Genomic DNA, 14,500 nt, shown 5'->3' on the forward strand with positions numbered 1-14,500 from the left:
CAAGATTGACAATAGGGGAGTCAAGGTGATCATCTTATCCGTTCGCAACGTGGTGGTAATTGTGCCGTAACAGTCATATACAGCTTAACAATGTTCTGCCAGTTACATCTCTGAGTGCGTCGATGCTGCGGTTACTCTTACGTTGGTGTTTGCGATTCGTCCAAACCGCACGCGTGCCAGATAGACTGCAAAGCCTGCTGCGTGTTTGGCCATCTGCTGCTTCTGGCTGTCGTCAAGGAGTGATCGCGCCGGTTTCGGGTTAATTTCAATCACCCACACCCGGCCGTTGCGATCTGCACCGAGATCGAAGCCAACCAACCCAGCCCGTGGAACTCTGTCACTCAATTTCTTCGAACAAGCTAGTGCACAGGCCGTAAGTTCCTTGGTTGGAATCGTCACGCCATGTCGTGAAGCAAGTGTTTGGAGTTGTTCCATGCTCAGTCGCTCTCCGCCAGCAACAATGTTGGTCACTACGCCGTCAGCGGCTGCCAACTTGGGAACAACGCCAACCACATGCCACTCACCGTCCACACCGCGCTCTGTCACCACGCGGAAATCAACGCTTCTTCCATCAATGTTGAGGAGCGGGATACCCTTTTGAACAAGATGGTTAACCCGGGTTCGGCTTCGCAGAATACGCTGCAAGTCACTGCGTCCAACCACCCGCCGGAGTTTTTGCACACCCTGATTAGAACGATCGACACTGATCCGGTACTTTTGGCCCCCAAGAGCCTCGACACGCATCACACCGGATCCACCATAGCCTCCAACCGGTTTTACATACGTGACCTTCCACTCATCAATCGCGCGAACGGCTCGATCGACATCTTTGAGCAGCAACGTATCCGGCACGTATCGGCCAAGCCCTGCAGACTTCATAAAGCTGACGGATTGCCACTTACTCGGCAAAGGCGGATTGAAAAGCGGGATTCCCCGTTCCTTGGCCTCGGCCCTCATTTTTCGACATTTTCCCTGTACCGCCAAGTGTACAAATACGTTCTCGTAAATCACATCTGGCAGCCGTTCCGTGGTGCGCTCCCAGTCCCCATACGGACGCGCTGCGCTGACCGGCTTCCACCCAGAGACGGAGCCTGTCGCCCAGTTCACGTCGTCAGGATTAAATATAATCATCCTCGCGCCAAGTCCGGCAGTGGATTCTGCCATGCGACAATAGTGTAGCGCGGGGCGTTTTGCTTTTCGACCCTTCAGGGTCTTCTCCTTCGCTTGCACAGTTGTTGCTACGCCAACAAGAAATTGTCTTGGTGCCATCCCCTATGTCACCTCATCCTTCGACCTTGCACATTATATGAAGCCTAAATTTGTTCGACTGTGCAAACGTCTATAGGCATACGTTTTGAAGTGGATAACCGGATCAAATAAGGGAGTGATTACATTGCTGCGAACAGTGTGCAAAGGCAAGATTCACCGCGCCACGGTTACCCAGGCGGACCTCAATTATATGGGCAGCGTAACCGTGGACGCGCAACTTCTAAAAGCAGCCAATATTTTGCCGTATGAAATGGTGCAAATCACAAATCTGTCCAACGGCGTCATCTGGCAGACCTACGCCCTGGCAGCAGAGGAAGGTTCAGGAAAATTGTGCTTGAACGGCCCACCCGCGCGATTATTCCAGCCTGGCGATAAAGCCATCATTCTGTCACTTGCCTTGATGTCTGATGAGGAATGGTCCGAAATGACTTCAAACGTCGTGTTTGTTGATGACAAGAACCAGATTGCATCGGTTGTGTCGCATCCTATGAAAAACGAACCGGGTTGGAAACCAGACGTACTGAATTGAGAGCAGCGATGTATGATTTGTCGAGCGGTGGTCTCGCTAAAAAAGCAGTCGGGGCTACCCGACTGCTTTCCCGCTTCCGATTGCTTTGCAACGCTTCGGTAACGAACATCCACCAACTTGCGCGTCCAATGTACCTCCCAAGTTACTCCGGACGACGGTACTCCGTTGTCACCTTGGTATGAATGCCGCCGCGGACAGTGAAGTCTGTGGTCACTCGAGCCATTCTCGGCTGAGCTGCAGCAACAAAGTCATTGAGGATGATGTTGGTCACATCTTCGTGGAAATGACCCTCGTTGCGAAAACTCCAGAGATACAGCTTCAGCGACTTGAGTTCCACCAGGTGATCGGCCGGCTGATACACCACAGTGACCGTTGCAAAGTCGGGCTGCCCTGTCATGGGGCAAAGCGTCGTAAATTCGTTCGTGGACATTTCAACGTCGTAAACTTTATCTGGGTGCGGGTTTGGAACCACGACCAGTTCTTTGGTTGGTTGAGTAGACACCAGCAATCCCTCCATGGGTATTCGTCATTCCGTCAACACTATACTGAACATGCTCCATTCGCGCAACGGGACAAGCGAAAATGTCTTTGCAGAGACCGTCGCCTCGAACTCAGCCTTCCACCCAAACTTTCCATTCTGACAAGGCTTCGCTACACTAGGACGGAGATATCCATGGTTGGGTCCAGAAGGGAGTCTACACAGCGTGGCAGAAGTCGGTTTACCTACTGAATTTACTCGACAAATGGAGTACCTGCTCGGTGATGAGTGGCGATCTTTACGTACAGCGATGGAAACGAAGCCTGCCCTTCGAGGACTTCGATTGCATCGTTGGACAATCGAGGACGACAGCCAATTTGCAAATCCGGCAGCAAATCTCCCTGATGTACCTGCAGTTGTCAATCATCTGCGATCCGATGACCTTTACGCCATCGCACACCCTGCTTTGCTCCCTCACTTCATCAAGGAGCAGCTTGGTAAGCCGGTTCCATGGATGGATGACGGTTTCTATATTGACGTGGACAGCAACCTTGGAAAGACAATCTACCACGATGCGGGTGCGTTCTACATCCAGGAGCCGTCTGCAATGGCCGTAGCATCTGCCGTACAGGCCAGGCCGGGAGAGCGCGTGCTTGATTTATGTGCTGCACCAGGCGGAAAGACAACAGCCCTCGCACGTTCCCTGCGCGGACAAGGTGTGCTCGTGGCAAACGAGATCCATCCAGTGCGCGTGACCATTCTCGCGCAAAACCTGGAGCGGCTTGGAGTGCCTGCTGTCGTCGTCAACGAGTCACCCGAGCGGCTTGCACACGCATGGCCAGAGTACTTTGACGTTGTGTTGGTGGATGCCCCCTGTTCTGGCGAAGGCATGTTCCGCAAAGACGACACGGCCCGCGCAGAATGGACCCCCGATGCCCCGAAGGTGTGTGCACTGCGCCAGCGCGACATCCTGCGAAACGCAGTTCAATTGGTCCGTCCCGGTGGTCGATTGGTCTACTCCACCTGTACTCTCAATCCCATTGAAAACGAACAGGTAGCCGCGTGGGCTGTGCAGGAGTTCGGGCTCATCTTACAACCGCTGCCTGATTGGCCCGGATGGTCATCAGGTCGGCCTGAGTGGGCGGATGACAACCCTGACGTGGCGCTGACACGGCGGCTCTGGCCGCATCTCGGCGAAGGCGAGGGACACTTCGTTGCTGCTTTTCGGGTACCTAATCAAATAGAGTTGAACCCTTCGACGGGTCTTGGAGCAGTTCAGGATGTCAAACCTTCGAACTTTGACGGAGGACGGAGAGCTTTGGTGATGGATCGTCGCGCGCGAGGGAATCGTGAAAACGGACCGAGCAAAAAGGGCAGGTCAGCGGGAAATGATCAAGCTGTAACCATGTGGTACGGGCTGATGGACGATTTGTTTACAGACCACCCTGCTGCTTGGAACACACCTGTCATCAGAAAAGGCTTACTGTTCGAACCGGCCCCGCCCGACCTCGATACAACCGGCCTGAAGGTCCTGCGCACAGGCGTGTGTCTGGCCGAGCTGATTGGTCAGCGCCTCGGGCCCCACCATAGTCTCGCGATGGCCGTCAATCCAGGTATCCTCCGAAAGCGGGTGGAACTGTCAGCTGATGAGGCGACAGCCTACATGGCAGGAAATACGCTTGACAGGCCAACAGAGTCCGGCTGGAACTGGTTATCCACGGCTGGGTCAATCCCCGTTGGTTGGGGTAAAGGAGTGCCCGGTCGAGTCAACAACGCTTACCCACGCGGGTTGCGCAGGTCAGGGTTACTGACGTAAACACCACGCGCAAAAAACCAGGGCTGTCCCTTGGCGGTCGTCTCCGCTATTGGACAGCCCTGGTTCCTATCGTTCCCCTTTCGAACACTTTTTGCCGCATGTCGTATTCCCGAGCCGACGCCAGACGCACGCTAAGCTCAATTAGCGAGCGAGATTCTCCACCACCATTGCAATCCCCTGGCCACCCCCGATACACAGCGAAGCCACACCGTACTGTTCTTTCCTGTGACGAAGTTCGTACATCAACGTCAGCAACAACCTTGCACCGCTGGCACCGACAGGATGCCCGAGCGCGATGGCTCCGCCGTTTACATTTGTGCGTTCCCGCGGCAGTCCGAGTTCCTTTTCCACGCTGAGATATTGTGAAGCAAACGCTTCATTCACTTCCCAGAGGGCAATGTTGTCCTTTTCAAGTCCGGCATTTTTGAGCGCAAGTTGAATCGCGGGAACTGGACCGATGCCCATGTAGGCCGGGTCTACGCCAACAACACCATAACTGACGATCCGGGCAAGCGGTTGTAGTCCGTTTTGCGCGACGGCGTCTTCAGAAGCAAGGACAACTGCACCGGCTCCGTCGTTGATCCCGCTCGAATTAGCCGCTGTGACCGTACCGTTCTTTTGAAATGCCGGGCGCAGTTTAGCCATCGCTTCGAGCGACGCCTCAGGCCGAATGTGCTCGTCGTGCTCCACCAGAACCTCGCCTTTACGGGATTTCACTGGAACAGGAACAATTTCCTCTGCCAGTCGACCGGCTTCCCTTGCCGCAGCTGCCCGTTGTTGGCTGACCAAAGCAAACTCATCTTGCGCTTCCCTGGAGATCTCGTACCTTTTGGCCAGGTTCTCTGCCGTGATACCCATCGGATAACCGCTGTGGCAGTCCGTGAGGACCTCACTGAGCATGTCAACCGCGGTGTTGTCACCCATTCTGTACCCAAATCTGGCACCGCGCAGAAGATACGGAGTCAGACTCATCGACTCAGCACCGCCGGCAAGCGCAATCTGGCTTTCACCGAGCATCACATCTTTGGCTGCAGTAACAACCGCCTGTAGTCCAGAACCACAGAGTCGATTGACCGTAAGTGCTGGCACCTCCTGCGGAATCCCTGCGGTCAACTCCACATGACGTGCAAGATATGCCGATCCGTCATGGGACTGAATCACATTTCCGAATACGACATTGTCGACTTGCAGAGGATCGACGCCTGCCCTCTTCAAGGCTTCTGACGAGGCAAGCGCTCCAAGCCTGGTTGCAGTCTCTGCTGCGAGTGATCCACCGTAGGTTCCAAACGGAGTTCGAGCCCCGTCTAATACATAAACCGCTTTCATCTCAGTTAGCTCCTTTCAAACCTCATATACTTACGATTATCCCACGAAGTCCAAGCGCCGTATATGAAAAATCTTGTGGCTGGACAATCGTCCTGGTGTGAGACGCCCGGAGGAACCCCACGTCCCCATTCGCTGCAAGGGACGCCCCCATGTTACTTGTACATTTCGAATTTGGACATTGACATTTTGAATATCGATATTAATAATATAAATAAGATGAGCTATACCGAATATGAATTTTATCGTTCCGAAAGTCTCTAGCCTGAGGATGATGTGGAGTGCCATATCCAGTACCGACGAAATGTCCTGCCTGTGCGAGTCAAATGGTGATTACGGAACTTGCGTGTCCGGAGTGCCAGACCAAAGTACAAGGTGTCTTTGAAGGCAGCGCATTGCAACGTTTGACCAGCGACCAACTGCAGTTTGTGGAGACGTTCCTTCGCTGCAGAGGCAACATTAAGGAAGTTGAACGCGACCTGAAAATTTCCTATCCAACTGTCCGATCCCGCTTGGATCAAGTCATCCAATCTCTGGGTTATTCTGTGTCAGACGATGAGTCACAGCTCGAAACTGACCCAGCCGAAGATGTGTTGGAAGCCCTTGACACCGGATCGCTGACCTTTGAAGAAGCATTAGAGCGTTTACAGAATGGGCCAAACACAAAGAAGGGGCGGAACGCGAATGAATGAACGCATGAAAATCCTGCAAATGTTAAGTGAGGGTAAAATTACTGCGGAACAAGCTGAGTCCCTGCTCACCGCATTGGAAGGTCGGTCTGCCAGAGAACGCCTGCGGTTTCGACCTCTCGACCGAAGCACACTCACAGACCTAAAGAACCTTGGCGCACAGGTCTCCGCCACCGTGACGCAGTCTCTGGCCGAAGCACGTCGTGCACTCGAGGGCCAACTCGATTCCCTTTCCTTTACTTCACCGACCGTATCTGTCACCCATGACATCCATTTACCAGAGCAGATTGGACGACTAACGGCTCAGACAATCAATGGCTCCATTCAAGTGACCTGCTGGGATGAGCCGTACGTACAAATCCATGTTCGAGCCAAGGCTAAGACCAACAACCTGTCAGAAGCCAAAAAGGCATTGGTTAGTGCACTGCAAACCGATGAGCATGATGACCACTATCACCTGACCATTGCGCATGGCGACCGGCACAGTGATACCGGCGTCCAAATTGTAGGTGCTCAGTTGGATATCTCTGTACCGAGAGGCTTCCGGGAAGTCGATCTACGGTCACACAACGGCCGTATCTATGCCGATGGAGTTGTACTGGAAGACCTGCGCTTCGAAACGACAAATGGGGGGCTCTCGCTCTACCGAACGGCAGCTGAAAGGATGTCTCTGTCGTCTGAAAACGGCGGGATCGAGCTCGTTCAGTGTTTGAATTCATCAACCAAACAGTTACAGGCTTCCACCAAGAATGGGGGCATCAGTATCGAAGCCCTGCCCGCAGATTTACGAGCGTCGGGCCGTGCACAAACCATGTTCGGTCGTGTTGATGTCAGCGACCCACGCTTTCTCGTTACGTTTGAGGATGCGATGAAAAGAAGCCATGCACGCTTCCAGACCAGCATTTCGCTCGATAACGAGGACGAAGACGTGATTGCCGTCGGAGAAGTGCGAATGATGTTGGAGACTCGCAACGGATCGGTGCGAATCAAACCTTGAATGCGTCTAGGCTTGGTAATGCACACGATCACTAAATCCAAGCTCTGCCCATTCAGTTGACGCCATGAAGTCTCTGCATGAAACGGCGGCAGAAAGTAAAACCTGTTCATAGAGGTCACGTCCAAAAAGAGGGGTGACTGAGAAAGGATGCCCAAAGGCCCTTTCCAGTTACCCCTCTTCAAACTTTTATCGATCCGTCATCTCATCGATCCGTCAGGAGGCATCTGTCATGCACCGAACTGACCCATGGTACGTTGCCATCGTCATTGTCTTTGCTCTTGCACTGTTGACCATTCTACTCCGGAGAGTGCGGGCAACCCTGCCTGGAGACCGGGCCCAGTCAGCCATACAGAACCCACCAAACGATTACCACACGACGAGCGCAACGGAGGACAACAGTCGCGACATGCAGAGACCCGATAACTAGACCAATGTCTGATGTCTAGACGAGACCAATGTCCGATGTCTGCCTCGATTCAGCCCTCTGCAACGATTCCAATACCACTTTTCTTCCGAATCTACAGGGACTCTGGGCGGCGGATGAGACTGAGCAAACGATCGATGTCATCCTCAGCATTGTAGAAACCCGGAGATACCCGAACGAGATCGTGCTGAGGGATAGACCGGACTGCAATTCCCCGCTCAGCCGCTGCTGCCACAACACGTGCCGCTGAGATATCCTTCATACGAAACGAAACAATCCCAGCTCGACTATCCCGCGGCGTAAATACTTCGACTCCTGGAACGTCGAGAAGCTGATCGAGTAAAGTTCCCGACAGACCGTGAATGCGTGAGAATGCGTAGTCCCACCCAACCTGAACACGGATAAAGCGAAGGCTCTCCAACCAGCCCACCCAGTTCGTGAGGTTAACAAAGGTGTACTCGTATCGACGAGCACTGTCCGCAGGCAGGAAATACCCGTTCATGGTTCGGGGATGGTTCTCCATCAAGGAAGCGGCCCCCCCGAACGTCATTTCTAAGTTCGGCATCGCACGCTCTCGAACGTATAGAGCCCCTACGCCGTCCGGACCGCACAACCATTTTTGTCCGGGCAACGCATAAAAGTCGATGTCCGTACTGGCGAGATCGATCCACTCAGCCCCTGCCCCCTGAGCGCCGTCGACGAGGCAGAGCGCGCTGTATTCGTGTGCCGTTCGTGCGATCCGCTCAATGGGCAAGCGCTGCCCTGTCTCATAAGAGACATGGGACACAACCACCAAGCGCGTCCGCGACGAGACAGCAGCTTTCATTCTTTGCAACGTCTCTTCAACTGTCCTGCCGACTTCAAACTGCTTGAGGACAATGCCCTGTCGCTGTTTCTGAATGAATAAGGGCATCATTCCGCCCTGGTGTTCCGTATTCGTAAATACAATTTCATCACCTTCGTGCCACAGTAACCCGTTTAACACGACATTGATACCATGTGTCGTACTGTCTGTCAGTGCCAGGGTAGATTCCGGCACTCGAAAAAGATTCGCCAACTGCTCCCGTACCTGCTCCCTGACAGTTGCCAGTTGACCAAAGTATCCCTGTAGACGGCCCTCTCGAAACTGCAAATCCAGTACCTGCTGCATTCTCTCCACAGCTGTGTCTGGCAACGCCCCGAAAGTACCTGTATTTAGGTATGTACTCGTACGAACTGCCGCAAAATGACGGCGTACGTTGTCTACGTGGGCCATCGTTCCACCCCCTCTTCTCCCTAGGCGTCCACCGCTTTGGTTCCATTTTGATTTTCCGCCTGCACTGAGTTCTCTTCGTCACGCAGACGAATGTCCGCCCCGCCATTGACTTCAGTCACAGTCCCGTTCAGTTCGCGGCTCGACTCCCGGCAGTAGAAGGCCACCATCCGACTCACGTCACCGCCAACAGGTTCGTTCCCTGCCCTCTCATCTGCTGTGAGCTCTTTGTTGCGACCTCGAACGTCTCCTGGGCATACCATGTTGGCTGTGATGCCAAACTGCCGTTCTTCCCGTGCCACGGATCGTGTTAAGGAAGCGAGGCCTGCCTTCGCAGCGGCGTACGCTGCTCGGTGACTCCACCCCATGGCCAGACCAGCTCCGTCACTCCCGAAGGTGACAATACGACCAAACTGCCCTGCCCTCATTCCAGGCACGAAATGTCTGTATAGCCACCAGAAAACACGGATGTTCCCGGTCAACATCTTTTCGAAATCATCCTCTGAATATTCAGCCAAACGCTTGCGTTCAAAAACAAAAGGACCAAAATTATGTACAAAGGCGTCAATCTGGCCGAAATGAGCTATCGCAGATTTTGCAGCCGATTCTGCACTGTCCTTGCACAGCAGGTCTACTTTGATGGGAAACACTTCGAAACCGAGAGCTTGACTCTCATCTACGATAGCTTGTGCACTTTGTTCGCTGCGATGATATGTAAAAGCCACAGCCCAGCCATCCGCAAGCAAAGTCCGCACCGTCGCTTTTCCAAGTCCGCTACCGCCACCTGACACGAATGCAACGCGCCTTGTCACGGTCTTCGCTCCCTTCTGTTTTATCATACCACATGTCATCTACTTACGAGCTCGGACCATAACCGACGGCAGTTCAAGTCGACGTTCTATCCGTGAGTACTTTCGACACACGTCCCGGCCGCGATCAATCAATTCCATAATCAGTGTCCGCTGATCATCCCAAGGCAGGTACACCAACTCGGCTTGGAAGAAACTCACTCCCCGTACGATGTGCTGAACAACCACTTCGGGGTTGTCAAACACCCACGATGCAGTCGTTTGCCTAACCTCGATCTGAGAGAAGCCTGCACCCGCAAACCACTCTTGAAGTTGGTCGATGGTTGGCAAATAGGTCCCTTTTTGATTTCGGCGGCTCTTCTTCGCCAATTCAAGGATAGGCTGAAACCACTCATTAAAAAACGGTACATTGAGATCGAACGACAGGGCTTGCAGGATAGACACAATGCCGCCCTTCACCACAACCCTGGCCATTTCCTTGAGAGCTATGGACGCATTCGTGAAGTGCAAAAACGCCGATCCCAAGGCGACATTGAACCTGTCCTCCGGGTAGGGCAAGTGTTCCACGGAAGCCAAGGTCAATGTCACATGTGCCGGAGCACCTCTCTCTTTGTATTTCGATTGAGCTTGATCGAGCATGCCGTTTGAAACATCGATGGCTGTCAGATGGCCTTCAGGCAGCACTCGTTCGGCCAAGCCCTCGTCGAAGGTTAGGACACCCGTGCCGCATCCGACCTCGAGAACCTGCTGCCCCGGCTCAATGCCAACCCACTCCAAGTACGATTTGCGCAACTCCCGCCCATCGGGCCAGACGATGTCGCACAGTGCGTCCCAGTCCTCGATAGTGTCGAACTGATAGACGTAGGACATGGCGATCCGTCTTTCCAGATAGCCCGATTCCTCGAGCGATTGACGCATCCATTGAAATCTTGTTTGCCCGAGCTTCGTCGGAACAATAATCCGTCCGTCACGAAGCTGTTTCAGACGTACAGACCCCCGGGCAAGAGCAGTCATCAGATATAAATCGAGTGCTTCTGTGGTATAAGGATAATGGCGGGCTCCATTTAGGAAGTCCGCCTCGTATACGTGTTTATGAAAGAACATAGGCTGTAGAAAGTCGTAGCCTGCAATCACAAAATACACCTTGTATAAGCGCTCCATCCCTCGCTTATCAATCCAGTCCTCAACCCTGTGCTTGGCAGTTTCAAGATCATCTTCATTTGGCGCGACAGACCCAGTTCTCTCATTGGCAATTTCTACCGCCGTCGACATGACCGTCTCCACAAGACAACGATGCAGCAGGCGGGGGGAAAAAGGCATGTCATCGTCCAAACCTGGAGCAAAATGTTGCCCATGCGTGTAGCTTTGATACATTCGGTTGGCACAGGTCTTGGCCTGTTCCCAACAAGCTGGCATCCGCCCTTGGTAGTACGTGTTCATCAAGAGAGGATCCATGAATACGCCATCATTCAGCATTGCCTTGAGGTCTTGAGTAATCTTTTCTGTCTCCACACTCTGCCTCCAGAACTCACGTGCCCCTGTACCCCGTTAAATCGAAGTCCCAAGATGGCCTTGGCGTGATACTATACCAATGGAGAGGTGAATCAGTGTGACCCAACATCCGTACTTCCGTCACAATGATCGATTAAGCATTCCACTGCCAGCGTTTCCACATCCGTTTGAGGAAATGGCCCCGACAGACCAAGAGTCTGTAATTGCCGTATGGGAAGCGATTCGTGCGAGAATCCCGGATAGGATTCAAGAATTGGAACAAACGATTCAGGTGCATCTTGAGTCCATCAGTCAAACCGAGGACTGGGAACAGATCATCTCATGTTTTGATGAAATTTCCGACATGGCCAGTCGAATTGCAGAACTAAACACGTGGCAGCGGGTAGACCCGCATCTCACGCATGAGACTCTGGATGAAGAATCCATCTGATGCATCTGCACACTGACGCCAGCAGACGACATCTCCTGCTGGCGTCACAACCTACCTACCTTACGCCTCTGATTCGACAATCTCCACTTTGTTCATTTTCACTTCTGTAAGCGGCTTGCTTTGCTCCCCCATGGGAGACCGCCCGACAGGCGTTGCAGCGATCTTCTTGACTGTATCCATGCCGCTCGTCACCTTGCCAAACACCGTATAGTTGGGTGAATTATTCAGGAACGTGGACTGCTCTCCCGTGCATATGAAGAACTGTGAACCATTTGTGTTCGGTCCCGCATTGGCCATGGCGACGACACCTGGTTCATATGACAACGCCGGCGGCAATTCGTCTGCAAAACGATAGCCGGGTCCGCCCATGCCGGTTCCCGTCGGGTCGCCGGTTTGAATCATGAAAGACTCGATAATGCGGTGGAAAACGATACCGTCAAAATACCCGTCGCGGGCAAGCACAACGAAGTTGTTGACTGTCTTCGGTGCTTCTTTTGCAAGCAGTTCCACGGTGAATGGACCGTTTGTCGTATCAATAACAGCCTCGTATTTCTTGTTCGGCTGTAAGGTCATTTCCGGCGGTGCACTGTATTGTTGATTTGCCACTAATCTCTTCCTCCCGTTTGCCAATGATTTATAAGGCGGCTTGTCCACATACTTTTTCGCTTCATGGTATCACAAACCACATGGGGATTGCCAGTTTTTGAGCGATCCGTTCCCTGTATGTCCAATCACAACAGCGCGATAACCCCCGAACACACGGAGCAGGAATGGATACCCTCCCATTGGTCGATGATGGAAATAGACACCATTGACTTGAAAGACGGAGTGATGTGATTGGACGCGCAAGGATTTCAGATCAAGGACCTGAAAAAGGTACGGGCAGGCTCTGTCCCCGCGAATGACGCGGTCGAAAGAGACTTTACCGGGCAGACGGACACGGGCTATTCGTTGTCCCCCGAGAAAGTGTCTCGGCTCTCTGGCGCAACTCCACGGTGGTTACTGGCTGACCGCAGAAGGTTTCTTGCGGCCGTTCTGCGCAAGTGGTTACAAGCCGAAGTCTTGCTGACTGAAGTCGTAAGCCCCGGTACGGTGCCACAGCAGTACACCGATGGGGCCAGCGTCGCTGAACTTCAAATGACGAGCCCAACTGCCCTTCATTTCGGTACAGAGGGACTCGCAGCCATCATTGAAGATGTGTGGTCAGCGGAACGACACCTGCAGCCAGATTTTGATGTTGCGGTATTGTACGCTAGTGGGACATCCATCTTTCGCAAGCCGCAAGACGTTCTCGGAGTGATGACCGCTTCAGCGAGACCAACCCTTGGCGGAGTTTATATCCAAGGCCTTGCGATTCATCCGAACCTGCTTGGATACCCTGCAGGGTTTTTAAAGGCATCCGGTCTCCTTGTTGAAGCAGGTATCGATGTGAGTCTCAAACTTGGGATGCGAGGCTGGGTGATGTCTCACGTGGACGATGTGCATGCTGTCATTTGGCGCACTCTTGGATTCTCTCGGAAATCTGGCCCATTGTTCCAGCGTATGGGCTACTTTGACCGCCAACCGATAGAAGGCCCACACAGGTAGTCTGTTAGAAGGCCCGCACAGGTAGTGTGTGCGCGGTTTGGAGTATGCGGCAGTGATTCAGGGTGACGTCGAACCGGGGCCGCTGCCGAAAATCGGCTGCCGATTTCGAGGAGACTGGCTACCATTGCCATGAAGCTTTACAATGGAGCCGGGGGGTTACAGGATGGAATCACCGATACTGTTCGACGACGCATTTTATGAAATCCTACGCCATATGCCTTCCTTTGGGACCGAACGGCTCCCGGTCTCACAAGCACTCGGACGAGTCTTGGCGCAAGACGCAGCCTCCCGGGTTAATGTGCCGCCCTTCTCGAGATCGATGATGGACGGTTATGCCATCCATGCCGATAATCTGCATCGCGGTGAAATGCTGAAGGTCTTGAATACCGTTGCCGCAGGCGCAACACCAACCGTGACCGTGACGCCTGGACACGCAGTCCGCGTGATGACCGGAGCCCCGATTCCTGATGGAACCGCTGCGGTCGTGCGCGATGAGTGGTGCGATGTGATAGATGAATCAACGATTCAAGTCCTCAAGGTGATTGTTCGAGGGGAATCAATTCAACACCAAGGGGAAGACGGCCCTCGTCAGACGAAGCTGCTTTCGAGCGGAACCCGTCTGACAGAACTGGAGCTTGCCGTGTTACAGACTTTTGGTGTCACCAGCATCGAAGTCCGCAAAACGCCTGTGGCAACCTTGCTGATTACCGGATCGGAACTTGTTCAAGACACCGAACAGGAGCTTCATGGTGGGCAGATATACGGAACGAACGATATTCTGCTTCGCGGAGCACTCGAAAAAGACGGGGTTTTAGTTGAACGTGTGGCGTATATCCCGGACGATCCGATGTTGTTGCAAGAGGCTGTTGAAACCGCACGCCAGTCCAGCGATCTGGTCATCCTCACAGGCGGGGTATCCGTTGGTGACTTTGACTACACGCCTTCAGCTATCGAAGCCAGCGGAAGCACGATACATATTCGCAAGGTGCTGATGCGTCCCGGATCTCCCTTGCTTTTTGCAACCTCAGGTCAAACTGCGTTCTTTGGATTATCCGGGAACCCTGCCGCGTGCTTTGCTCAGTTTTCCGTATTGGTCCGGCCTGCTATCCGGAGGGCCATGGGACAAGATGACAGCCCATTCCCCCATTCCGCTGTCCTGACGCACGACCTGTCTTTGAAACCGATTAAACACACGCGCGTTCAGCGAGCGAGACTGTCGGTTGAGAATGGCAGCCTGTATGTAGATTCTCAGATGTCACAGTCCTCAGGCGTGATCTCAAGCCTCCTTCAGACCGGCGCGTACATTCGAGTCAATGAATCGGAACTGAAAGCGGGAACGGTGGTGCCGATACGCATTATCCGCGAACTGTAAAACAGATGGCTGC

The 14,500-nt window shown here is 53.4% G+C and carries 15 protein-coding genes; 8 read left to right on the forward strand and 7 right to left on the reverse strand.

All coding sequences use genetic code 11. The features are described 5' to 3' along the window. Window positions 1–102: 102 nt before the first annotated feature. Window positions 103–1,269 (reverse strand): YheC/YheD family protein, encoded by a 1,167-nt coding sequence (locus AN477_RS08080; protein WP_054968662.1) that lies wholly within the window; start codon window positions 1,267–1,269, stop codon window positions 103–105. Window positions 1,270–1,393: 124 nt separating this feature from the next. Between AN477_RS08080 and panD the strand changes: the two genes are divergently transcribed. Next, on the forward strand, window positions 1,394–1,798 hold the full coding sequence (gene panD, locus AN477_RS08085) for an aspartate 1-decarboxylase (protein ID WP_054968663.1): 405 nt from the start codon (window positions 1,394–1,396) through the stop codon (window positions 1,796–1,798). 142 nt (window positions 1,799–1,940) lie between these two features. Here the strand turns inward: panD and queF are convergent, their stop codons facing one another. After that, window positions 1,941–2,300, reverse strand: coding sequence for a preQ(1) synthase (queF, locus tag AN477_RS08090; protein ID WP_157061873.1), 360 nt, complete (start codon window positions 2,298–2,300; stop codon window positions 1,941–1,943). Between the two features lie 202 nt (window positions 2,301–2,502). On the opposite strand from queF, the gene AN477_RS08095 reads away from it, so the two are divergent. Then, on the forward strand, window positions 2,503–4,092 hold the full coding sequence (locus AN477_RS08095) for a methyltransferase RsmF C-terminal domain-like protein (RefSeq protein ID WP_054968665.1): 1,590 nt from the start codon (window positions 2,503–2,505) through the stop codon (window positions 4,090–4,092). A gap of 141 nt (window positions 4,093–4,233) precedes the next feature. Here AN477_RS08095 and AN477_RS08100 read toward each other — a convergent pair whose 3' ends face one another. Continuing rightward, a complete protein-coding gene (locus AN477_RS08100) occupies window positions 4,234–5,418 on the reverse strand; it encodes an acetyl-CoA C-acetyltransferase (RefSeq protein WP_054968666.1) in 1,185 nt (394 codons plus the stop codon). Between the two features lie 278 nt (window positions 5,419–5,696). Between AN477_RS08100 and AN477_RS08105 the strand changes: the two genes are divergently transcribed. From AN477_RS08105 to AN477_RS08115, 3 genes are all read left to right on the forward strand, one after another. Next, window positions 5,697–6,107 (forward strand): DUF2089 domain-containing protein, encoded by a 411-nt coding sequence (locus AN477_RS08105; RefSeq protein WP_083486077.1) that lies wholly within the window; start codon window positions 5,697–5,699, stop codon window positions 6,105–6,107. Continuing rightward, window positions 6,100–7,101: an SHOCT-like domain-containing protein gene (locus AN477_RS08110; protein ID WP_054968667.1), complete on the forward strand. Its 1,002-nt coding sequence runs from the start codon at window positions 6,100–6,102 to the stop codon at window positions 7,099–7,101. Before AN477_RS08105 ends, AN477_RS08110 begins: the two co-directional genes overlap by 8 nt. A gap of 229 nt (window positions 7,102–7,330) precedes the next feature. Continuing rightward, window positions 7,331–7,528, forward strand: coding sequence for a hypothetical protein (locus tag AN477_RS08115; protein ID WP_054968668.1), 198 nt, complete (start codon window positions 7,331–7,333; stop codon window positions 7,526–7,528). Window positions 7,529–7,619: 91 nt separating this feature from the next. On the opposite strand, the gene AN477_RS08120 is transcribed toward AN477_RS08115, so the two are convergent. Genes AN477_RS08120 through AN477_RS08130 form a run of 3 tightly spaced genes read right to left on the reverse strand, consistent with a single transcriptional unit; the run spans window position 7,620 to window position 11,098 of the window. After that, window positions 7,620–8,780 carry an aminotransferase class V-fold PLP-dependent enzyme gene (locus tag AN477_RS08120; RefSeq protein WP_054968669.1) on the reverse strand — a complete coding sequence of 387 codons (1,161 nt, stop codon included), beginning with the start codon at window positions 8,778–8,780 and terminating at the stop codon, window positions 7,620–7,622. Between the two features lie 20 nt (window positions 8,781–8,800). Beyond that, entirely contained in the window at window positions 8,801–9,589 is a 789-nt protein-coding gene (locus AN477_RS08125) for an SDR family NAD(P)-dependent oxidoreductase (RefSeq protein ID WP_245631762.1), read from the reverse strand. Between the two features lie 39 nt (window positions 9,590–9,628). After that, a complete protein-coding gene (locus AN477_RS08130; protein ID WP_054968671.1) occupies window positions 9,629–11,098 on the reverse strand; it encodes a class I SAM-dependent methyltransferase in 1,470 nt (489 codons plus the stop codon). Between the two features lie 97 nt (window positions 11,099–11,195). On the opposite strand from AN477_RS08130, the gene AN477_RS08135 reads away from it, so the two are divergent. After that, on the forward strand, window positions 11,196–11,528 hold the full coding sequence (locus AN477_RS08135) for a hypothetical protein (RefSeq protein ID WP_054968672.1): 333 nt from the start codon (window positions 11,196–11,198) through the stop codon (window positions 11,526–11,528). Window positions 11,529–11,588: 60 nt separating this feature from the next. Here the strand turns inward: AN477_RS08135 and AN477_RS08140 are convergent, their stop codons facing one another. After that, the gene (locus AN477_RS08140) at window positions 11,589–12,134 is read right to left on the reverse strand and encodes a peptidylprolyl isomerase (RefSeq protein ID WP_425388139.1); all 546 of its coding nucleotides are present in this window, start codon (window positions 12,132–12,134) and stop codon (window positions 11,589–11,591) included. Between the two features lie 231 nt (window positions 12,135–12,365). Between AN477_RS08140 and AN477_RS08145 the strand changes: the two genes are divergently transcribed. Both AN477_RS08145 and AN477_RS08150 read left to right on the forward strand, forming a co-directional pair. Beyond that, entirely contained in the window at window positions 12,366–13,115 is a 750-nt protein-coding gene (locus tag AN477_RS08145) for a hypothetical protein (RefSeq protein ID WP_054968673.1), read from the forward strand. A 163-nt stretch (window positions 13,116–13,278) separates the two neighbouring features. After that, window positions 13,279–14,487 carry a molybdopterin molybdotransferase MoeA gene (locus tag AN477_RS08150; protein ID WP_054968674.1) on the forward strand — a complete coding sequence of 403 codons (1,209 nt, stop codon included), beginning with the start codon at window positions 13,279–13,281 and terminating at the stop codon, window positions 14,485–14,487. Window positions 14,488–14,500: the final 13 nt, after the last annotated feature.

The organism is Paenalicyclobacillus ferrooxydans, from assembly GCF_001399675.1.
Classification (GTDB): Bacteria; Bacillota; Bacilli; order Alicyclobacillales; family Alicyclobacillaceae; genus Alicyclobacillus_B; species Alicyclobacillus_B ferrooxydans.